The organism is Flavobacterium sp. HJ-32-4 (assembly GCF_022532105.1).
Classification (GTDB): Bacteria; Bacteroidota; Bacteroidia; order Flavobacteriales; family Flavobacteriaceae; genus Flavobacterium.
The window spans coordinates 3,328,176-3,348,721 of sequence record NZ_CP092832.1; the positions used below are offsets into that span (position 1 = coordinate 3,328,176).

The following is a 20,546-nucleotide window of genomic DNA, read 5'->3' on the forward strand; positions in this document are numbered from 1 at the left end:
AACTATGAAACGCAACTTCCTTCCCGTATGCCTGACAGTGCTCGCCGTAGTCGTATTCACAATGGGCTGGGCCACCGACGATCTCTTTCTGGGGGCCGGCGCCAAGGCCCTCTCCATCCCGATATTCCTGGCGGCATTGCGAAACGGCGACCCGTTGCGTATCAAGTCGACCCTGCGGTAAATGGAGGCACGGCATTTTTTTGAAGGGCGACAGTTGCTGATCGCCACGAAACATGGCAAAGAGCGGGTCATCGCGCCACTGGTAGAGAAAAGCTTGGGCGTCACGGCACTGACAACCGACGATTTCGACACCGACCTGTTAGGGACGTTCACCGGTGAGGTCGAACGGGGCGATGACCCACTTGCCACGTTGCGTAAGAAATGCCGGATGGCGATGGAGCGATACGGCTACGACCTCGCGATAGCGAATGAAGGTTCCTTCGGACCCCATCCTTCCGCCTGGTTTGCCGGAGCCGACGACGAACTCATCATCCTGATAGACAAACAACAGGACATAGAGGTCATCGAACGCGAACTGAGCCTGCAAACCAATTTCGCAGGTGAGGCTATCACATCCGAAAGTGCGCTAAAAGCCTTTGCCGACAAAGCCTTATTTCCTTCCCATCGGCTCATCATACGGCGGGATGCCAACACCACAACGGGCTTGGTAAAAGGAATCGGGGACTGGGACACACTGCTGACAGCCTGGCGCCAAACGATGGAGCAACACGGATGCGCATACGTAGAGACCGATATGCGTGCCCATCATAACCCCACAAGGATGAAGGTTATCGAACGAGCGACGGAAAAATTGCTGGAAAAAGTACACTCATGCTGCCCATCCTGCGGCACACCAGGCTTCGGCATTGCCCGGTCGGTAAAAGGATTACCGTGCTCCCTCTGCCACCAACCCACCTCGTCCACACTGGCCTTTATCTGCCAATGTGCAAAATGCGGCCATGAAGCGGAACGACGATATCCGCATGGCAAAACCCAGGAAGACCCAATGTATTGTAACTATTGTAACCCATGACACTCCTTATGAAAACACACCAAACAAAACTGATGGAGGGTGCCTTCACAAAAGAAAGCGCAAAAACGCTTCTCGTGGAACTGCTCTCGTATAAAATCCGCTACCACCAACTGAAAAAATTCAGCGACGACGAGCGCTTCGGAACCGACATTGACCACTCTGAAAAGCGTATGCACGAACTGGCCCAGTCACGCGAAGAACTCGTGGCATGGCTCGACGCCCTCGACAGTAGTGCGGTAGCCATCCATTGTGACATCCAGATCCGAAGCCTAGACTGATGCCACATACCGTCTTGTGTCCGCGATTGGTGTTCAGCTGCCCCTGCTGTAACCTCGAATCCCTTATCCAACGGGAATTCGGCGACGTCTACCATTTTGCCACGCCGGCAGCGGTAGTCGAGCCGATCGACACCGAACGGAGTGTGGAACTCATGCAACTCGTGACTACCGCCCGTATCCGTGAGATTTGCATCATCGGCAGTCCAGACTGCAGTTTCGTCAAGCGGGCGCTAAAGTCCACCTTCGTACCCGACGTGGCGCATGACGCCGTCATCCGGAAGTTCCGGGTACCCTCCGACCGTGGGTATACGCTTTCGCGGAAGCTTATCCGCAACCAGGCCATCGCGCTGCGGGAGGCACTCCGCACAGCCGCATCAGTGGCCTCGGGCGCCATACAGGTGCGGGGAATCCTGGCCTGCGGCACCACCCACCGGTTCCTCGATGTGCGATAACCTGACGTATGCGTATCTTTGCAGTCCAAAACTGTTGACATGGCAGAAATCAGTTCGCAACTAGAACCGGCTGTAGCGTGGCTGACACGCGGAGACGTAGTGGCCATTCCTACTGAAACCGTCTATGGACTCGCCGGAAATGCCCTTGACGAAACGGCGATCAGCCGCGTTTTCGAAGTCAAGAAACGGCCGCGCCAAAACCCATTAATCGTACACCTGGCCGGCGTCGAGCGCCTTGATGAGTTCGTGACACACGTGCCGGAAACCGCCCGAAAGCTCGCTGCCCACTTCTGGCCCGGACCGCTGACGATGGTGCTGCCGAAATCCGAGCGCATCTCGCTCTCGGTCACCGCCGGACAAGACACGGTGGCCGTGCGGGTACCCGATCATCCGCTGACGTTAGCGTTGTTGCAGGCGCTCCCCTTTCCGTTGGTGGCGCCGAGCGCGAATCCGTATGGCTACATCAGCCCGACCAGCGCCCAACACGTCGAGCGACAACTCGGCGACAAAGTCCCTTATATTCTGGACGGCGGTTCCTGCAAAAAAGGCATTGAATCGACCATCATCGGCTTCAAGGGTGAAACCCCGGTGGTCTACCGCGCCGGAAGCCTGCCAATAGCCGCCATCGAAGCGGTTGTGGGCCGTGTCGAGCATCCTAAAGCCGGACAGAAAGCAGTCGTGACTGCGGGCATGTCGACCTCGCATTACGCACCCCGAACCCCTTTATATCTTACACACGGAGCCGCCACCTTACGTCTTTCGATGCCGGATGGCCGCTACGGACTATTGGCGTTCCGGAAACAATATGACATGAGCGGTTGGAAGGAGCAAATCGTGTTATCCCCTTCTGGAAATCTGGAAGAAGCCGCACACCGACTGTATGAGGCGTTGCACACGCTTGACGAAGCCGGACTCGACGCCATTATTGCCGAATATGTACCGAACACCGGGCTCGGTGAAGCGCTGAACGACCGACTGCGGCGCGCGGCCCTTCACGTATTGGAATAAAAAAAGGAGGCACGTGGCCTCCTTCTTTAATTAAAGCGCATCCGCCAACGGAAAGTCGATCTCAAACCCCGTCAGGTTGTGAAGGTAATTGGATATGATCTTATCGCCTACAACGATAATGACATCGATCATATTCGCTTCCGTATAACCGGCAGCAAAGAAGGCTTCTTTGGCCTCAGCCGATGCATGTCCGCGATCGCTTACCACGGCCGCCGTAAACCGGGCCAGGGCATCGAGTTTCGAATCAAAGGAAGCGGCTCCCCTGCGGATTTCGAGTACCTGTTCGTCAGTAAATCCGTTCAGTTTCCCCAATACGGTGTGCGCACTTTGGCAGTAGCGACAGCCGTTGATCTGGCTCGTTACGAGGTTGATGACCTCACGCTCTTTGGCGCGCAGCGTGCTTTTTCGGTTCTGAAGCGTCAGATAATCAGCGAGGGCGGTGTCGTTTTTGGCGAAGTACGCGTACAGGTTCGGCACAAAACCGAGTGACTTGTGCAGCGTGTCGAACAACGCCTGGTTGGGGGTGGATACGTCTGCTTTTTGCGGAACAGTGAAGCGGATGTTGGTAACGGTTTCCATTTTGTTTGCTTTTAGATGGTATGTCATTATTGACAAGACAAAGTTGGGCCATCTACACGCCCTGCAAAATGAAGTAGTTTAGGAAAAAAGCTTGAAGCAGTTCAACTTTTCCGGCGCACCTTGTTGTTCCGGATTTTAGAAAGGAATTCCGTTGTCATGCCCAGATACGACGCCAGGGCATACTGCGGCAGTCGCTGCGCCACCTGAGGGTATTTTTCGATAAAGTGGTCGTAGCGTCCTTCGGCCGACTGCGTAAGGTTTGATACCATCCGTTTTTGCTGGAAGGCGAGTCCACGCTCGGCCATAATCCGGAAGATGGTCTCAAACCGGTGATGGCCGCTCTTCAGTTGCTTTTCGGCTTCGTAGTTGATTTGAAGGATGACGCTATCCTCAAGCGCGACCACAAACATCGTCGCCGGTTGCTGGAAGATGTAACTGTTGTAATCCGTGATCCACCAATCTTCAATGGCAAACGAAATCGTGTGGTCGCCTCCATGGTCGTCCACTACGAATGACCGGAAAGCCCCCTGCACCACATAGTGCCGGTTGTGGGCCGTAAAACCGGGTTGCACGATGTACTGTCGTTTCTTGATTCGCACTTCCGCGAAAGCGCCGACGAACAGGTCGAGCTCGTCTTCCGAAAGCAGGTCAAACCGTCGTAGAAAGTCTTTTAATTGCGCGGGGCCGTCCATGTATCGTCATCCTGGTGTGACGAAAATAGGCAAAAAAAGCGTCGCTCCTACCCTTATTCCGCACCACCCAACACCCGGAACAACTCGGCATGTGACAGCAAATAGCGGTTTTGCAGGTCGATCTGCGAAAGTTGCGCGCTGACAAGGCTGTTCTCACGGGTATTGATCAGGAATACCGAACTTTCACCTACTGAGAACAGGCGTTCCTCTGATGTCAGCATGCGGTTGTAGTCGTTTACAAGCTCCGCGATGGTCAACTGTTGTCCGGCCAGGATGTTGATTTCGGCTTTCTGCGCTTCGATTTTATTTCGGAGTTGCAACCTTTCGTTCGATAATTCGAAATTCCCGTCCTGTATCTTCAGCTTTGCCAGTCGCAGCGAACCTCGTTCCTTACGAAGAAACAACGGAAAACTGAAGTTGAGCCCGATTTTGTAATCCTGTCCGACGTAGTCCCCTAAATACGAAGGCGCCGACAGGTATTGGTAACTCGCATCGAGCCGGGGTAACAGCGCATTGGCTTTCAGCTTCCGTTCAATTTCAAGCACATCCAACTTGACCTTGAGGCTTTCGATTTTCGGATGGTTTTCCACCGACGTCGGGTCGAGGATGGCCTTTTCCAACTCAAGGGTCTGTACGATAGATTCCGCAAGCCGTTCCTCAGGCATGATGGTTTCCGACAATTCTACCGGAACATCGTCGATCCAAAGATAATTGGAGAGCTCAAGCCGGGCCTTGGTCAGCTTTAGTCGCGATTCCTCAAGCGAGAGGCGACGGTTTTTTACGGTGATACCCGCTTCCACACTATCGATGGCCGGTTTATCGCCCGCCAAAATCAGTTTACGGATGCCCTCGTATCGAACTTGAGCAAACTCAAGATAACGGCCGTATAAAGTGAACTCCTCATAGGTCCGTTTCCACTGAAAATACGCTTTGGAAGCATCATACAAAACCTGGGTGGCCAGTAACCGCCGTTGTACGACCCCAAGTCGCAACTGTGCTTTCGCGGCCCGCACGTCGGCCATACGTTGGTTAATGAACAGCCCCTGCCCCAGCGGCACCTGCACGCCAACGAAGGCGAGGCCGTCGGTAGGGGTCGAAACCTGTGGATCTACATAGATACCATCGGCCTGTTCAAAACCCGCTTTGACCTCGATGCCGTACCAGGTCGGAATCTTAAAGGTCGAATTCAAAAGATCGTAATAGTCGATACCCTTGAACTCCTTTTTCGTATAATCGACCTCAATCTTTGGGTCAAAACCACCCCTTGCCACCATTAAAGCCGCCTGGGCCGCACTGACTTCGAGGTTGGCCTGTCGTACCAATGGATGGTATTTCTTGACGTACCCCAGGTATTCGGCATACGACATACGCTCGGTTTGGGCCGAGAGTACACTTACACAGAATACGGAGAAAAGGGTCAGGAACTTTCTCATTTTCCAGCCTCCTTCTTCTCTTCCTTCTTATCCGCACCTTTGTAATAATTGGCCGGGAAACCATTGAGCGTCCGCCACAGTTCGAACCACACCGGCACGGTATCCAGCATGGCGATCGTTTGGGCACCGGCGCCGATACTCAACTGTTTCGGCCACGGCTGGTCGTCTTTATCGGGGGCTATCAGCACGCGGTATTTGCCGTTCGGACTGATGTATTTTTCAATCGCCACTACGCGTCCGCCGAACGTACCATACGACAGTCCTGGCCATCCTGAAAACACGATGGTGGGCCATCCGTCAAACCACAAACGCACGGGCGCGCCGTTATCGATCAGGGGCAGGTCAATGGGGTCTACATAGGTTTCGACGGCAATTTGGTAATTCGACGGCATGATACTCACCACCGGGGTGCCTTCCTTAATCGTTTCCCCAAGTCCGCCCTGCAACGCCCGGTTTACATACCCGTTCTGTGGCGCCGTGATGTAGTAGAGTCCGTTACGGATGCTGTAATTGGCATACTGGTTCTTCAGTTTGTTCACTTCCGCACTGGCGTCATACTGGCTGCTGAGGGCCGTGAACTTATCGCTGGTTGACTTCGAGATTTTCTCGGCGTATTCTGCCTGTATGCGGTTGATTTCGACACGTGCATTTATAAGATCGTTGCGCGAGGAAAGCAGTTTATTTTCCTGGGTGATGATCTTCGCCTGGGATTCCTGAAGCTTAAGACGTTTCTCTTCTACATCCGGCAAGGCTTTCAGGCCCTCTTTGTTGAGCTGCGTTACCCGGTCGAACTGGGTGTTGGCGATCTTAAGCTGGGTGCGTACGGCCTCCAGATCGATACTGTCGCTACGCACCTTCAGGATGGCCTGGCGAATTTTATTGGCAGCCTGTTGGAGCTTCAATTCCCTTTCACGGGCCAGCGATACTACCTGCGCTTCGAGCGCGGTCACTTTTCCACCATACGACTGAAGGGCACTTTTCTTTGCCTCTACCTGTTGCCGGGTATTCTCGACGAGGTTCGGATCGAAATACGAATCCTTGATCTCGGAAAGGAATACGATGGTGTCGCCCTTCTTAACGAAGTCCCCTTCCTGGACATACCATTTCTCGATCCGGCCTGCAATCGCGGAGTGAATGGTCTGTGGTCGTTGGTCAGGCTTGAGGGTGGTGACAAAGCCCGACCCGGAAATGTTCTGCGTCCAGGGCAAAAAAAGTACCAAAACTCCCAGTATGGCCAATCCGACGACAATGCGGTTAAGCAACTTGTAATGCGGACGGTTCTCGAGATAGCGGACCGTTTTGTACGTCTGCAATTTCTCTGACGACGCTTTGTATTGGTTAGATATGTTTAACATGGCTAGTTTTTTTGGTCTTCAATGATCTTGCCTTTTTCCATCGTAATATAACGTGTACAACGCTGTACCCAGCGGTTATTGGAAGACACCACCACAAGCGCCCATCGATGCTCTTTCGAGCAAAGGAAATCGATAATGGCGTTGGCGGCGTCCGTATCCATACGGTCGGTCGGGTCTTCATAGAACAACATGGAAGGCTTGCGTACGATGCTTCGTGCCAGCAAGATCTTCTGCGCATTTGAGAACGACAGTTGTTTGCCTTCGGGCAGGATTTTCGTTTCAAGTCCGTCCGGTAGCGTTTTGATATAGCTGCCCAGTTGCACCGCATCTACGGCCCACCGAACATCCTCGGCACTGATGGAGGGATCGCCAAAAGTGATGTTGTCGAGAATGGTGCCTTCAAACGGCGTTTCACCATGTACGATGACGCCGATGGCGGAGCGATAGGTATGGATATCCACCTTATGGAAGGTATCGGATTGGTAAAGAAAAGACCCCGAGGAAGGCGTCAAAAGGCCCGAAAGGATACGCAACAGCGTCGTCTTACCTGACCCGTTCACGCCGCGGAGGATGATTTTCTCGCCCGGGTCAATCCGGAACGATAGGTTTTTCAGGGTATCGCGCTCGGCGTCGGGATAGCGAAAACGAAGACCTTCCACCTCAAGCGACAACTTTCCGGATGGGATCGGGTCGACATCAGGGGTTTCTTCGGGCTCCATTTCCATGTCGGTAACCTGGCCGATTTTCTCGACCGCAGTCAATACATCGTACAGCGATTCAAAACCAATAATGATTTTCTCCACCGAGCTGATGACCATAATGATGACAATTTCCGCCGCCACGAACTGGCCAATATTCATTTGCTGGTCCAGAACGAGGAATCCACCAATCAGCAACAGCCCGGCCGTGATGAGCGCTTTGAAAACAATCAAACGGCTAAACTGCGTTTTCAACACATTAAAGTGTTTCTCGCGGTATCTGAGGTAGCCGCCTACCAATTCGTCGTTTTTGCCCAAAGCATATCGGAAACTCGAAGGCGCCTTGAAGGTCGACTGGTTACGGGCCACTTCCTGTAGCCAGTCGGCCACGCGGTATTTGTACTTCGATTCGATCAGGCTGGTCTCAAGACCCGGGCGGTACGAGACCTTCAATAAAAGATACAGCACGAGCAGCAATACCAGTCCAAATACAATAAAGAAGGGGTGATAAAGCGACAGCAGGATGATGCCGAAACTGATCTGCAACAAAGCCGCCGAGAAATCGAGCAGCAACTTCGCGACACCTTTCTGGATGGTCAGCGTGTCGAAGAAACGGTTGGCAAGTTCGGGCAGGTACATGTCGCTATGGCGCTGGCGGGAGACCAATCGCGGCAAGCGGTAGGCGAATTCGAAAGACGAACGGACGAAGATCTTCTGCTGCAGGTTCTCGGTGATGCGCAACTGCATAAGCGACATCAAACCCACAAGGGCTACGCCTCCGACCACGATGACCACCAGCACGATCCACGACACGCTCACGCGCCCACTCTGGATAAAGTTGATGATCGTTTGGATACCCAACGGCAACGAAAGGCTGATGACCCCCGCCACGATAGCGTAGAAGAAGATTTGGGAAATGTCGCGCCGGTCAAGGTTCAACAGGCTGAAAAAACGTTTAAGTGGTGTCATGATGTGGCTTGCAGTTTGGCGATAAGGTCAACATAGAATTCGGCAGGACTCACGTGGTCGGAACAATCCGTGATCGTTTTCAGGTGGTCTTTCAGGAAATGCTGGTGCAGCGACCCCTCCACAATCGACGAGGCAAGGCTGCGCGGATAAGCGTAATCGGGCATCGCTTCCTGGATGAAACCGACCAGGCGGTTGATGACGTTTTTATAGAGAAGGAAGAAACCGTCTTTGTTTTCGGTGTCGACTTCTTTCGTGAGGAACGTCTTCGTAAATTCGGCTACGATGATCCGGTTCAGGATCGATTCATCGATGTGTTCGGTATCGTCGTCATCGTGCACGGTTCCAGTCAGCACGGCTACCGCCCGCCGAAGCCGCTCCCCCGCATGATCGATATTCGCAGTGCCGAGCGTGAGACGGTAGTCCATCCAACTCCAATACCACGACGACAAATATATCAACAAACGGTGTTTGTTCTCGAAATAACGGTAAATCGAACTTTCATTCGAGCCGATCCGTTCGCCCAGTTTCTTGAAGGTAAAATGGTCAAAACCGAGCTCATCGATGAGCAGGATGCTCTCCGTAACGATCCTTCGTCCCAATTGGGAGGTCTCCGGATCCTTCACGAAGAGATTCGGACACACATTTATTTTGATGGAAGATAAAGACATAGCATCGATATAAGACATGTCAAAATTAATAGTATTACTATCAATTATAACACACTTCCTATTTTTTAATATAACTTTAGCGTTTGTCCGTCGGTTTACGAGGGTGAAAAACCATTTCACCCCTTCCCTTTTTAGGGTGAATACGTACCTTTGCGCCCTGATTTCACGCCAATGCTCCACGTACACCACATCGCCTTTGCCTACGAAAAAGAAACGGTCATCCGAAACATCGGTTTTACCCTTGAAGCCGGACAAAACCTGGCAATAATCGGAGAAAGCGGCTGCGGGAAGAGTACATTGCTCAAGCTCATCTACGGACTCTACGACCTTGACCAGGGCGAGATTTTCCATTTCGGTGAACCTGTACTCGGACCGAAATTCCACCTCATTCCGGGTATGGCCTCGATGAAATACCTCGCGCAGGATTTTGACCTCATGCCCTATATTTCCGCTGCAGAAAACGTAGGTAAATACCTGTCGAACACCGATCCGGCCGAAAAAGAACGCCGCATCTGGGAATTACTGGAAATGGTCGAAATGACCAAATGGGCCCGCACCAAGGTCCAATACCTCAGCGGCGGCCAGCAGCAACGCGTGGCACTCGCCCGGGTGTTGGCGCTCGAACCGCAGTTGTTGTTGTTGGATGAGCCGTTCAGTAACATCGACAGCTTCCGCAAAGGCGCCCTCCGCCGGAATCTCTTCGGTTACCTCAAGGCGAAAGGCATCTCGTGTATCATCGCCACCCACGACAGTATCGACGCGCTTTCCTTCTCTGACCAGGCCCTGGTGCTGAAAGACGGCATGACGGTGCAGCATGACACGGCGCGGAATGTCTACCTCAAGCCGCGCAACAAGTACGTGGCCTCGCTGTTTGGTGAAGTCAACGAACTGCCCACACGCGTCTTCAACCCGATCGCACCGGAAGATAAAACGTTGCTGCTCTACGCCACCGAACTCTACCTCACCGACCAGTCGCCGCTGGAAGTGACCGTGCGACAGCAATACTTCAAAGGCCACACCTATCTGGTTAAGGCCGCCTTTGGCAAACAGGTGGTCTTCTTCGAAAACCCATTCCCGCTGCCGATAGGCGAAAACGTATGCCTCACCGTGGATCCGGAGGTGGTGACGATGCGGGGTTAGGATGAGTGGCAGTCGCAGTCGCAGTCACAGTCGCAGCGGGCAGTCGCAGTTGGCAGTGGGTAGCGATTACCGTTGTCCTAGCCCTTGAGGTATTTCTCCAGAAACCGGTCTTCCTCCCACAACAGGTGCAGGATATTCTCTTTGGCTGCATACCCGTGTGCTTCTTTCGGCAGCAGCACCATCCGCACGGGTGCACCCAGTCCTTTCAACGCCTGGAAATAGCGCTCGGTCTGCAGCGTAAACGTACCCGGGTTGTTGTCGGCGTCTCCGTGCACCAGCAAAAGCGGTGTTTTCATCTTTTCGGCGTTCATGAAGGGCGACATGGTGTTGTAGATCTCCGGTATCTCCCAATAATTGCGTTGCTCACTCTGGAACCCGAACGGCGTCAGGGTGCGGTTGTAAGCCCCGCTTCGCGCGATACCACAAGCGAAAAGATTGCTGTGCGTCAAGAGGTTTGCCGTCATGAAAGCACCGTAGGAATGCCCACCGATCGCGACCTTCTTGCGGTTGATATACCCCAGCGCATCCACCGCATCAATCGCGGCAGCGGCATCGTCGACCAACTGGGTAAGGAAGGTGTCATTCGGTTCGGTCGTGCCCTCGCCTATGATTGGGAACGACGCATCGTCGAGCACGGCATACCCTTTCGTTACCCAATACACAAACGAACCATAGTTCGGGAAGGTAAACTCATTCGGGTTCTTGTTGCTTTGCCCGGCGCTGTTCCGGTCTTTGAATTCCTCTGGATACGCCCAGATCAGCAACGGCAGTTTCTCTTTTTTGGCCATGCGGTCATAGCCCGCGGGCAGATACAGCGTACCCGAAAGGGCTACACCGTCTTTTCGCTTGTAATAAATGACTTCCTTATAGACATTCCGGATGCTTTCAAACGGATTGGCAAAGGACGTTACTGGCGTCAACGTCTTTTTCCTCAGGTCGCGGAAATAATAATTGGGGTAATCTGTCGCCGATTGCAGCATCACCAGGACCTTCCCTTTCTTGAAATCTTCGATCGACAGCAAGTCCTCTTTACGATCTTTGTAAACGGAGGTATACAGGCGTTTCTTCTTCAGGCTCGACAGGTTCATCTCTTCAATGAACGGAAACTGTCCTTCTTTGGTAAACCCATCCCCGATCAGGAAGACATTCCCGTTTTCAATCGCCATCACATAGCGGCCGTAGGCATTCCGCACGGTTTCTACCTGTCCGGGATCGGAGTAAATGTCCTGTGAATTCCGGTCCGATACCAACCGCGGCGCCGCACCCGGCTTCGACGGATCGATCAGGAACGACTTTTCATTCCGCGTATCATACCATTCTTCCGTCACCATTGCCGTGGTCGCATTGCCCCACAGCATCCCGCTGAACCGTTGTTTCAGTTTCACCAGCGACACCGGGGCCGCGTCGAACGGGGCTTTCCACAAAAAGACCTCATCTCGGAATTCGACCTGGTTGGCCGGATCGCCCCCGTCAAGCGCTTCAACGAAGGAAAGCGTAGCCGGTTCATCCGCGCGCCATCCCATGCTGCGTTTGCCTTTGCGTACCGCCATGAACCCTTTCGGCATGACTTCGTTCAACGGTACTTCATTGACGGTTTTGACGAGACGTCCCGACAAGTCATAAATGTCCGACTGCATCGGGAAACGGCTGACGGGCACGATATACGAATAAGGCTTGCGGATGGTGGTGACCATGAGAAGCGAGCCATCTGGCGAAAAGTTCACTCCGGCGTAGAGGTCGGCCGGTTTGAAAACCGAAGCGGAACCGTCAAGCGCGATGCGTTGCAATTCTGAGCGTACCAACGTTTCAAAGTTCGCCTCGTCGGTAGCGTTTTTGAGGAGGTCGGGATAGGTGCGGTTTTGTGATTTGGACCCGTCCGATACGGAAACCGTGGGGCCCTTGGGGAGGTCTTTCTTCGAATCGATAAGCGCCGGACGCTCGTTCGGCAGCACATTCACCAGCAGTGCTTTCCCATCGCGGAACCAACTGATCGGATTGCCCATGACGGCGTTCAGGGTCGGACCCGTGAGTCGTGTGGCTTTTGCCGACGCTACATCCAGCACCCAAAGTTCGGTGCCATCGCTTACGGTGTTCGTAAAGGCGATTTTGGTCTCGTCGGGCGACCACGACAGGTTCGTGATGCGGGGGTTACGCGGCAGGCCCGCCACCTGGATTTCCTCTTTGCCCGTAATCCGACGTACTTTGAGGTTGTTGATGAACGTGGTCGCGCTGCTGATATGGGTCACGGGGTTAATACGGAGGCCTCCCAAACGCATTTCTTCCTGGTTCAGGTCTTCCAACGATTTATACGTATCGCGATACGACAACAGCATCCATTCCTTTTTCGAGTCCATCGTCACCGACGGTGCGCGTTGGTAATCCGCTAGCGCCAGGATTTCAGCGGAAGGCTTCTGGAACGTCAGGTTCTCCTGGGCGAAAAGCGTGAGTCCGGTGAGAAGGAGAAGGGAGAGGAAGTGTTTTTTCATTTTGGTTGAGGGTTGATAGTTCAGGGTTGATGGTTTTGGGTTTTGGGTTATAGGTTGTTGGTTGTTGGTTGGGGAGATCGTTGGGTTGGGACTGTTGTTTTTACTGGGGTTATTGGTCGTCGGAGCGTTATTTTGTTACGAATATAAAAAAAGGGAGGGAGTGTGGGGTAGTTGGGACCTTGCTATCTCCCAATCTTCCGAACCTCCTATCTTCTTAACTTCACTGGACACGTGGTCGGGTGGTTAGTTGGGTGTTTTATTCTAAAAATGCGATGCAGATTTCGTGTTGTTATTCACAAAGCGCTGTATACCATTATCTTGAAGAGATCGGTGATTTAGGGTATTTTGTATATTTGAGAATTAGAGATATGTTAATCGACACTCGAGAAAATAATGAGTAATATTGACAAACTTCATGATTTAACGCTTAATATAAAAGAAATTATTCATGAGCTACAACTTCCAAGAAACGATGTGCGTAAAGCATACTTCGAGAATTTATATTCGATTGTAAGTGAATTTTATCATGGTAAAATTTTTTTCCGAATAAGTGAAGAAATCAAAAATCGTAGGATAAAGTTTGACTCAACTATAATTGAACTAAAACCTCATATCGATAGAATATATGAAATTGCTGATCACAATTTGCTTGCCAATTCATATCACAATGAATTAAATAGGAAACTATTCGTGGATTCTTTTACGAATTTTGAAACAACACTTTCACACTGCTTTGAAGAAATTGTTAGTCAGGAAAGTCTCGATGAAATTGTAAAAGCAATTAATTTTACGATACTTAAAATTTGTGGGAACTTATCCGAATTTGAGAAAAGCAACTTATTGAACGAGTTACACAAGACGACATTTATTCCATTATCTCGGAAATTCAAATTTTTATCCAAACTTCAAACAGAATGTTATCCCTTTGACAGGAAAGCAGATTTGAAGTTTATTGAATTTTGCTCAAAACTTAGAAATTGCGTTTCTCATTCTGCAGGTTACTATAAAGGAAGAGATTACGAGTATGAATTCGAAGGGGTGAAATTCATATTTAAAGATGATAAATTCCTAGAGATGAAAGGAGAGAATAATTACATCTTTCTAAAAATCAACGAAAAATTGACCAATATCGTTTATGGATTACTCCGATGCTTAAAAGACGTTAGATTTATTAAATATCCAGATGATGGATTTTAATACGTTTCTTAAAAACGGCTAATCGTGATTGGTCAGTTGAGTTAGAGACTCGAAATTCTATCTTCCGCGCACTGCACTAAAGCCTCGAGAGGCTAGCAGCAAGTTTCAGACTTACACCTTTAATATTATCTGGAAGGCTATGTTGGCATACAATGAATTAATTCAGTTAGCTCACAAGTTGGAGAATTGTCTTGTCCTGAAATAACTATACACAAATTTTCAGTGTATGGAACAAGAAGGAAAATTGGCTAATTGCCAGCACGAGGGAAAACAAAGTCATTTTGATCCTCGATTAATTGCAAAGATTGTAAGTGAGGTTGAGGCGGGTTTGCCTCGCAAGGAGGCCAACCGGATTTATGGCCTTGGAAAAAGTACTTTGTGCATTTGGATGCGCAAATATGGTTCGAGTCACTATCACGAGAAGATAAAGCGCCGGAGCTATACAAAATTGCAAAAGCGCACCATTGTCAGCGCTGTAGAACAGGGTAGGATGAGTATCAGTGAAGCGTGTAGCGCTTATGGTATAAAAGACGCGAAGTTGATTCGTGCCTGGCTTTTGAAATACAGGGAAGAAAAAGTGGATATTTGTACTGTAATCCCATCGGTCATGTCCAAGAAGCCCGCCCTGAAGGATGCTGCAGAAGTCGAATCGCTCCGCAAGGCGCTGCAGGAAGCTGAGATGAAGATCAAGGCATTGAACACCCTTATCGATGTTGCCGAAGAACAGCTTAAAATTGATATCAGAAAAAAGCCTGGTGCCAGGCAGTCCTCAAAATGAAACAAGACTATCCGCGTTGCGGAATAGGAATGTTATGTGGGCTGTTTGGCAAAACCCGACACGCGTATTATGATACGCTCTGGCGCAGGGAAACGGGCTTATAGAGGAAGATATCATCCTTCAGGAAGTGCAGAGGCTTCGCAAGTCATTGCCTCGTGTGGGCACCCGAAAACTCCTTCATCTGTTAGGTCCGGTGTTGGTATCACACCAAATTCGCATTGGCCGCGATGCCCTTTTCGATCTCTTACAGCGACATCGTTTATTGGTGCGCCAACGCAGGCGAAAAGCCATCACCACCGATTCACGCCACTGGATGCGTAAATATGGCAACCTGATAAAAGATATAGTGATAAACAGGCCCGAGCAGGTTTGGGTAAGCGATATTACTTACATCCGTATGTCTAACCAGTGGGGCTACCTGAGTCTGATTACCGATGCTTATTCAAGAAAAATCATGGGATACAGTTTTCGTAGTGACCTGCAGGCTGAAGGTTGTGTTCAAGCGCTGCAAATGGCACTGGACAATCGTGCCTACAACGCTACCATCACGCATCACTCTGACAGGGGATCTCAATATTGCTCAGCTCTATACGTCAGCCTACTACAACAAAACAACATCAGGATCAGTATGACAGAAAATGGCGACCCTTACGAGAATGCAATTGCAGAAAGGGTAAACGGCATCATCAAAACAGAGTTCAATCTGCACACCAGCTCTTTAGGTTTTGAACAAACCGGGAATCAAATAGCGAAAAGTATCAAGGCCTACAATGAACTACGTCCTCATGCGAGCTGTAACTACTTAACCCCGGAAGAGGCTCACCTTAATTTAAAACCGCTCACAAAGCGATGGAAAAACTATCACACACAAAACAAAAGTAAATCTCAATGTATAGCTGACCTAGGATTATGAATTACATTTGTATAACTAAAACAGGATTTATTTAGTAATCTGTATAGCTATTTTAGGACGCGACAAACTGCCGGGATACTGTATAGATACTGTATGGATACTGTATGGATACTGTATGGATACTGTATGGATAAAGTATCAGATGGTGACAAATTACCGTAGATCGACCGATGGTACCTCTGGTAAAAAACCGAAAGCGCGCATTTCCTATCCATGCCTTAAACACAAAGCCGCCGCTAGCGCCACCGCCGCCAGAAACCTTCTTTTTTACTATCTTCCCCCTATCAAAAAGCTGAATGTATATGAACACAATCACGTATTTAAAAGACGTTCCCTTGTTGAAGCAACTCCTGGGTTTCAGCCTGGCAACCCTAGGGTTGGTGGCGATGGTGCTCTCGAGTATCATAATGGGGCTTATCCTGCTGGTACTCGGATTGAATTTACTTGCTACGGAAGGCTCCCAGATCAATCTCGATACCCATACCTATCGAAACATAAAATCCCTTTTTGGGTTTCATATGGGAAAATGGCGGCCCTGCCCGCAATTCGAGTATGTCTCCGTTTTCAGAACGAAAGAAAACCAAACCGTCCGGGTCGTGACGGCAGAAGCGACGCTGCAAACCGATATCATTTTACTCAACTTGTTTTTTGACAGAAACAAACACATAACGTTCTATAAAACCAAAGACAAATCAGACGCGTTCGACAAAGCCCAAAGGTTCCGGTCGATCTTCGGGATCGACATTCTCGACGCCACCGAAAGTGAAAAAAAATGGTTGTGAAATCGCCGCTTGCGTGCGCATTTTAACTACCTACTAAAAGTATTCCATGGCAAAAGAACCATTCGCTTCAAAAATAACGGCAATTTGGATCGGCGGCGCATTCTTCTGGATGTCCAGCGGATTCAAAGGGCCGTATAGCCATGTAATTTCCGAAAGATATACTACCCGAAATGTAGCGGTGGGATATGTCGTAATGTTGGTTGGCGCATTGGGATTAGTCTATTTCATCGTCCGGCATGAACGTTGAAATTGAACATATCCTAAGCCAACTAACTTACGGGTTCGAAGAGAGCGGCTTAAGAAGATCGGATTGTTGAGCATGTCGTTGTGAGAATGGCACGCTCTACTTTATTGAAAGACATGTCATGGTGAGAATGGAAAGGAATCCCTTGAAAGTGGATCATCATACCTTGCGACTGGCATGTTTTACTTTGAGAGTGGCATTCAGGTTTTGCGCATGGAATGCTGTACTTTATAAGTGGGGAGGAGAGATGAGCAAGTATCAAGGGACAAGAAGCAAACCTAAAGTGTCTTCTTGAGTGCACGAATCCAACACAGAACGCTACATTCTCTTCTCTCCTTCCTTCTTGCTCCCCGATACTTGCTCCTTGCTCCTCTCCCCTAACTCCTAATCACAAAATCTTCCCTCGCCTGCCCTGTCCGAAAAAACACCACCCCCCATTGGTAGGTATCCATCGTCACCGTCACGGCCGGATGGCGTTTGATCGCGTCCCACGCGCGCTCCATCCCTGGCGACCAATGGATATCGTCGAAAATCCACACGGAATCGTCGGTTGCGTAGGGTAACAAGGCTTCGAAATAGGCGAGTGTGGCGGCTTCGGTGTGGTGTCCGTCGAAAAACACCAGTCGGGGCGTCGGAAAAGCCAGTGGCTGGGAAAGAAAAGACGAAAACTCGGCGTTGACGACGGTAACGTTCGCCAGTCCGGCTGCCTGCAAATGGGCCGCTGCTACCGCCGCTGTTTCCGGACAACCTTCCACCGTGATCACACGGGCGTCGGGTTTACCCAGGGCCAGCGCCGAAGTGGCGAGTCCGACCGAAGTGCCTATCTCCAATATCGTATCCGGTTGGAAATACCGCACTAGCCGAAAAAGCAACCGGGCCCGTTTGGGCGAAATTCCCGCATGCCGGGCCATGGCCGACACCGCCCGTCGGTTCGATTTGAAGACGTTCGACCCGGCCCCGAAATCGGTGACATCCACCAGGCGATGGTCGGACAGTAAATCGGACCGGAAGCGGCCAAGGGTTGTATACTCGGGGTATCCTGACGTGTCATAGAAGCACTTCGTGACCAGCGAAAACACGAAGGGCGAATGCACGCCGTGTTCGTTCTTCGAGTGCCACAAAAAACGCAGGTATGCCCAGAAGCGGAATCCCATCACGCCTCCATTTTGGCCAATAATTCGAACCAGCGCTCTTCCTTCGCCTCCAATTCGGCGATGATGCGCTGCAGCTCCACCGCTTTGGCCGCTATATCGGCATCGGCTATCGTTCCTTCCGAAAACTGCCGCTCGATTTCCTTGCGGGTATACTCGAGGTCTTTGATCTCACGCTCGATTTTCTGGAACTCTTTCTGCTCGTTAAACGACAAACCGGCCGACTTTTGCTGCTGTTTCCAGTTGTTCTTTTCCTTCGGCGCGTCGTCTTTCGACGGTTCGGCGCTGTCTTCATACGCACGGAAATCCGAGTAATTGCCAGGGAAATCCTCGATCACCCCATCGCCCCGGAAGATAAACAGGTGGTCGACGATCTTATCCATGAAATACCGGTCGTGCGAAACGACTACCAAACAACCCGGGTAGTCAATCAGGAAGTTCTCGAGCACGTTCAGCGTCACGATGTCAAGGTCGTTGGTAGGCTCGTCGAGAATGAGGAAATTCGGGTTTTGGATGAGCACCGTACAGAGGTACAACCGCTTTAGTTCGCCCCCGCTCAGTTTCTCAACATAATCATGTTGTTTCTTGCGGTCGAACAGGAAACGCTCGAGCAACTGCCCGGCCGAGATCGTGCGTCCTTTCATCAGCGGGATGTATTCGCCGAATTCCTTGATGACATCAATGACTTTCTGCCCCGGTTTGGGATCGATACCCGACTGGGTGTAATACCCGATCTTCATGGTTTCACCCGTAATCACCTTACCTGAATCGGGTGGCAGGGTGCCGGTGATGATGTTGAGGAAGGTCGATTTCCCCGAACCGTTCTTGCCGATGATGCCCACGCGGTCGCCCCGTTGGAAATCATAGGAGAAGCCGTCGAGTATGACTTTATCGCCGAACTTTTTGCCCAGGCGGTGCAGTTCGATGACCTTACTGCCCATCCGCTCCATATTGATCTCGAGTTCGACCTGCTTGTCACGGCGGCGGCTCATCGCTTTCTCCTTGATCACATAAAAGTCATCCTGCCGCGACTTCGACTTGGTCGTACGGGCCTTGGGTTGGCGCCGCATCCAGTCGAGTTCCTTCACGAAAAGGTTCTTGGCCTTGTCGATACTGGCGTTCTCAGAGGTGATGCGCTGCTCTTTCTTTTCGAGGTAATACGAATAGTTGCCTTTATAGGAATATAGCTTTCCGTTCTCAAGCTCGATGATCTCATTGCACACACGCTCCAGGAAGAAACGGTCGTGCGTTACCATGAACAGGGTGATGGGTGCGGCAGCGAAATAGCTTTCCAGCCACTCGATCATTTCGAGGTCCAGGTGGTTGGTGGGCTCGTCCATAATCAGCAGGTCGGGCCGGTTGATGAGGATGATGGCAAGGGAAAGACGTTTCTTCTGTCCACCCGACAAATCCCGTACTTTCAGCTTCAGGTTGTCGAGCTTCAACCGGAAAAGGATCTGCTTGAACTGCGTTTCGAAGTCCCAGGCATTGTGCTGGTCCATCTTGTCGAAGGCTTTCTGGTAGGCCTCTTCATCCGCCGGGTTCTCCAGCGCCCGTTCATAGGCGGCAATCACCTTCAGGGTTTCATTGTCGGAGGCGAAGATGCTCTCTTCTATCGTCAGGTCGTCCTGCAGATCCGGCACCTGCGACAAAAATGTCATCCGGATGTCTTTCCGCGTCACGACCTGGCCGTTATCCGGTTCGTCTTTTCCGGTGAGGATGTTCATGATCGTCGTCTTCCCCGTCCCGTTTTTGGCGATGAAGGCGATTTTCTGGTCTTTGTTGATCCCAAAACTGATGTTTTCGAACAGGGTACGTTCGCCATACGATTTGGAGATGCTCTCGACGGAAAGGTAATTCACAGTGGTTTCTTTAATCCGGATAGTCGGCAAAAGTAACGAAAAGCGCGCGTTTTGCCCGAGATCGTCCCATACAAAAAAAGCACCCTTCCGGATGCTTCTCTCTTAGTTCTTATAAACGCTGCCGCCGGAATCCTCCTGTTTGTTCAGCTTGTTCTTCGGAGTGCTCACATAGCGCACGTTGCCGCCACTATCGGCTTCCGCCACAAGCGTCAAGATCGGATTGACGACGGTCGTACTGCCGCTGTCGGCCGAACTGGTCACATCGTTGGTGTCGAGTCCTGCCGCGTCAAGGTTACTGCCACTGGAAGAGGCCGTTTGAAGACGCAGTGCCTTCCCGCGAACGGTGGCATTAGCGCCGCTTGCCGTTTCAATTGAGATATCATCGGCTTCGACTGCCAACTCTAAAGAGGCACCGCTCTCGCTTTTCACGGCGATTTCCGGTGTGACGAACGTGGCCGTCGAATGGGCGTGGGCCGCGCTGTGGGCGGTAAGGCCCCGCAGTTTGGGTAGGCTGACCGAGACTTTGATGCCTTCGGTCGAACTGATGTTACCCGTAGCCGCCACACGAAGGGTGCCTTTCTCTACGGTAGTAGTAATCATGTTAATCAGGTTCGCGTCGGTTTCGACGGTGATGCGGGTGTCGTTGGAAGGCGTGAGAACGAGTTCGATGCCCTCTCCTACCTCAACCCGGTCAAACGACTCGGTAACATTGCGGTCAACCGTGACCTTCTGGCCGTTGCCCCGAACGCCGGGATTGCAGGAGGTGAAAACCAAGGCCGCCAGCGCGACGACGATCAGTTTGATGGTGTAGATGATGATGCGGACCAT

At 51.1% G+C, this 20,546-nt stretch carries 20 protein-coding genes; 10 read left to right on the forward strand and 10 right to left on the reverse strand.

What is annotated here, in order from left to right; translation table 11 throughout:
* Positions 1-4 precede the first annotated feature (4 nt).
* The 5 genes from MKO97_RS14250 to MKO97_RS14270 are packed head-to-tail and all read left to right on the forward strand — an operon-like array spanning position 5 to position 2,771.
* Positions 5-181 (forward strand): hypothetical protein, encoded by a 177-nt coding sequence (locus MKO97_RS14250; protein WP_241103878.1) that lies wholly within the window; start codon positions 5-7, stop codon positions 179-181.
* Entirely contained in the window at positions 182-1,033 is an 852-nt protein-coding gene (locus MKO97_RS14255; protein ID WP_241103879.1) for a DUF6671 family protein, read from the forward strand.
* Between the two features lie 8 nt (positions 1,034-1,041).
* On the forward strand, positions 1,042-1,311 hold the full coding sequence (locus MKO97_RS14260; RefSeq protein WP_241103880.1) for a hypothetical protein: 270 nt from the start codon (positions 1,042-1,044) through the stop codon (positions 1,309-1,311).
* A complete protein-coding gene (locus tag MKO97_RS14265; RefSeq protein WP_241103881.1) occupies positions 1,311-1,763 on the forward strand; it encodes a hypothetical protein in 453 nt (150 codons plus the stop codon). The genes MKO97_RS14260 and MKO97_RS14265 overlap by 1 nt, the downstream gene beginning before the upstream one ends.
* Positions 1,764-1,802: 39 nt before the next feature.
* A complete protein-coding gene (locus MKO97_RS14270; RefSeq protein WP_241103882.1) occupies positions 1,803-2,771 on the forward strand; it encodes an L-threonylcarbamoyladenylate synthase in 969 nt (322 codons plus the stop codon).
* A gap of 30 nt (positions 2,772-2,801) precedes the next feature.
* Here the strand turns inward: MKO97_RS14270 and MKO97_RS14275 are convergent, their stop codons facing one another.
* From MKO97_RS14275 to MKO97_RS14300, 6 genes are all read right to left on the reverse strand, one after another.
* Positions 2,802-3,350 (reverse strand): carboxymuconolactone decarboxylase family protein, encoded by a 549-nt coding sequence (locus MKO97_RS14275; RefSeq protein ID WP_241103883.1) that lies wholly within the window; start codon positions 3,348-3,350, stop codon positions 2,802-2,804.
* Positions 3,351-3,451: 101 nt separating this feature from the next.
* Positions 3,452-4,042: a Crp/Fnr family transcriptional regulator gene (locus MKO97_RS14280; protein WP_241103884.1), complete on the reverse strand. Its 591-nt coding sequence runs from the start codon at positions 4,040-4,042 to the stop codon at positions 3,452-3,454.
* Positions 4,043-4,095: 53 nt separating this feature from the next.
* Positions 4,096-5,475 carry a TolC family protein gene (locus MKO97_RS14285; RefSeq protein WP_241103885.1) on the reverse strand — a complete coding sequence of 460 codons (1,380 nt, stop codon included), beginning with the start codon at positions 5,473-5,475 and terminating at the stop codon, positions 4,096-4,098.
* Positions 5,472-6,830 (reverse strand): HlyD family secretion protein, encoded by a 1,359-nt coding sequence (locus tag MKO97_RS14290; RefSeq protein WP_241103886.1) that lies wholly within the window; start codon positions 6,828-6,830, stop codon positions 5,472-5,474. Before MKO97_RS14290 ends, MKO97_RS14285 begins: the two co-directional genes overlap by 4 nt.
* A 2-nt stretch (positions 6,831-6,832) precedes the next feature.
* Positions 6,833-8,497 carry a peptidase domain-containing ABC transporter gene (locus MKO97_RS14295; RefSeq protein WP_241103887.1) on the reverse strand — a complete coding sequence of 555 codons (1,665 nt, stop codon included), beginning with the start codon at positions 8,495-8,497 and terminating at the stop codon, positions 6,833-6,835.
* Complete coding sequence (locus MKO97_RS14300; protein ID WP_241103888.1) at positions 8,494-9,165, reverse strand: TetR/AcrR family transcriptional regulator; 672 nt, start codon at positions 9,163-9,165, stop codon at positions 8,494-8,496. Before MKO97_RS14300 ends, MKO97_RS14295 begins: the two co-directional genes overlap by 4 nt.
* A 171-nt stretch (positions 9,166-9,336) precedes the next feature.
* Between MKO97_RS14300 and MKO97_RS14305 the strand changes: the two genes are divergently transcribed.
* Complete coding sequence (locus tag MKO97_RS14305) at positions 9,337-10,305, forward strand: ABC transporter ATP-binding protein (RefSeq protein WP_241103889.1); 969 nt, start codon at positions 9,337-9,339, stop codon at positions 10,303-10,305.
* 77 nt (positions 10,306-10,382) lie between these two features.
* Here MKO97_RS14305 and MKO97_RS14310 read toward each other — a convergent pair whose 3' ends face one another.
* Complete coding sequence (locus MKO97_RS14310; RefSeq protein ID WP_241103890.1) at positions 10,383-12,791, reverse strand: S9 family peptidase; 2,409 nt, start codon at positions 12,789-12,791, stop codon at positions 10,383-10,385.
* A gap of 393 nt (positions 12,792-13,184) precedes the next feature.
* On the opposite strand from MKO97_RS14310, the gene MKO97_RS14315 reads away from it, so the two are divergent.
* The 4 genes from MKO97_RS14315 to MKO97_RS14330 all read left to right on the forward strand — a co-directional run bounded on the left by MKO97_RS14315 (position 13,185) and on the right by MKO97_RS14330 (position 16,461).
* The gene (locus MKO97_RS14315) at positions 13,185-13,988 is read left to right on the forward strand and encodes a hypothetical protein (protein ID WP_241103891.1); all 804 of its coding nucleotides are present in this window, start codon (positions 13,185-13,187) and stop codon (positions 13,986-13,988) included.
* A 226-nt stretch (positions 13,989-14,214) separates the two neighbouring features.
* Complete coding sequence (locus MKO97_RS14320) at positions 14,215-14,766, forward strand: transposase (protein WP_241102823.1); 552 nt, start codon at positions 14,215-14,217, stop codon at positions 14,764-14,766.
* Between the two features lie 115 nt (positions 14,767-14,881).
* Positions 14,882-15,679 (forward strand): IS3 family transposase, encoded by a 798-nt coding sequence (locus MKO97_RS14325; protein ID WP_256463654.1) that lies wholly within the window; start codon positions 14,882-14,884, stop codon positions 15,677-15,679.
* Positions 15,680-15,981: 302 nt separating this feature from the next.
* Positions 15,982-16,461, forward strand: coding sequence for a hypothetical protein (locus MKO97_RS14330; RefSeq protein ID WP_241103893.1), 480 nt, complete (start codon positions 15,982-15,984; stop codon positions 16,459-16,461).
* A 621-nt stretch (positions 16,462-17,082) separates the two neighbouring features.
* On the opposite strand, the gene MKO97_RS14335 is transcribed toward MKO97_RS14330, so the two are convergent.
* The 3 genes from MKO97_RS14335 to MKO97_RS14345 all read right to left on the reverse strand — a co-directional run bounded on the left by MKO97_RS14335 (position 17,083) and on the right by MKO97_RS14345 (position 20,546).
* Entirely contained in the window at positions 17,083-17,859 is a 777-nt protein-coding gene (locus MKO97_RS14335; protein WP_241103894.1) for an O-methyltransferase, read from the reverse strand.
* Positions 17,859-19,718 (reverse strand): ABC-F family ATP-binding cassette domain-containing protein, encoded by a 1,860-nt coding sequence (locus MKO97_RS14340; RefSeq protein WP_241103895.1) that lies wholly within the window; start codon positions 19,716-19,718, stop codon positions 17,859-17,861. Before MKO97_RS14340 ends, MKO97_RS14335 begins: the two co-directional genes overlap by 1 nt.
* Before the next feature lie 102 nt (positions 19,719-19,820).
* Entirely contained in the window at positions 19,821-20,546 is a 726-nt protein-coding gene (locus tag MKO97_RS14345; protein ID WP_241103896.1) for a head GIN domain-containing protein, read from the reverse strand.

Bases quoted from the DNA above. Each gene is read 5' to 3' on its own strand.
- MKO97_RS14250 (WP_241103878.1), top strand. From the start codon at position 5: ATGAAACGCAACTTCCTTCCCGTATGCCTGACAGTGCTCGCCGTAGTC.
- MKO97_RS14255 (WP_241103879.1), top strand. From the start codon at position 182: ATGGAGGCACGGCATTTTTTTGAAGGGCGACAGTTGCTGATCGCCACG.
- MKO97_RS14260 (WP_241103880.1), top strand. From the start codon at position 1,042: ATGAAAACACACCAAACAAAACTGATGGAGGGTGCCTTCACAAAAGAA.
- MKO97_RS14265 (WP_241103881.1), top strand. From the start codon at position 1,311: ATGCCACATACCGTCTTGTGTCCGCGATTGGTGTTCAGCTGCCCCTGC.
- MKO97_RS14270 (WP_241103882.1), top strand. From the start codon at position 1,803: ATGGCAGAAATCAGTTCGCAACTAGAACCGGCTGTAGCGTGGCTGACA.
- MKO97_RS14275 (WP_241103883.1), bottom strand. From the start codon at position 3,350: ATGGAAACCGTTACCAACATCCGCTTCACTGTTCCGCAAAAAGCAGAC.
- MKO97_RS14280 (WP_241103884.1), bottom strand. From the start codon at position 4,042: ATGGACGGCCCCGCGCAATTAAAAGACTTTCTACGACGGTTTGACCTG.
- MKO97_RS14285 (WP_241103885.1), bottom strand. From the start codon at position 5,475: ATGAGAAAGTTCCTGACCCTTTTCTCCGTATTCTGTGTAAGTGTACTC.
- MKO97_RS14290 (WP_241103886.1), bottom strand. From the start codon at position 6,830: ATGTTAAACATATCTAACCAATACAAAGCGTCGTCAGAGAAATTGCAG.
- MKO97_RS14295 (WP_241103887.1), bottom strand. From the start codon at position 8,497: ATGACACCACTTAAACGTTTTTTCAGCCTGTTGAACCTTGACCGGCGC.
- MKO97_RS14300 (WP_241103888.1), bottom strand. From the start codon at position 9,165: ATGTCTTTATCTTCCATCAAAATAAATGTGTGTCCGAATCTCTTCGTG.
- MKO97_RS14305 (WP_241103889.1), top strand. From the start codon at position 9,337: ATGCTCCACGTACACCACATCGCCTTTGCCTACGAAAAAGAAACGGTC.
- MKO97_RS14310 (WP_241103890.1), bottom strand. From the start codon at position 12,791: ATGAAAAAACACTTCCTCTCCCTTCTCCTTCTCACCGGACTCACGCTT.
- MKO97_RS14315 (WP_241103891.1), top strand. From the start codon at position 13,185: ATGAGTAATATTGACAAACTTCATGATTTAACGCTTAATATAAAAGAA.
- MKO97_RS14320 (WP_241102823.1), top strand. From the start codon at position 14,215: ATGGAACAAGAAGGAAAATTGGCTAATTGCCAGCACGAGGGAAAACAA.
- MKO97_RS14330 (WP_241103893.1), top strand. From the start codon at position 15,982: ATGAACACAATCACGTATTTAAAAGACGTTCCCTTGTTGAAGCAACTC.
- MKO97_RS14335 (WP_241103894.1), bottom strand. From the start codon at position 17,859: ATGGGATTCCGCTTCTGGGCATACCTGCGTTTTTTGTGGCACTCGAAG.
- MKO97_RS14345 (WP_241103896.1), bottom strand. From the start codon at position 20,546: ATGGTCCGCATCATCATCTACACCATCAAACTGATCGTCGTCGCGCTG.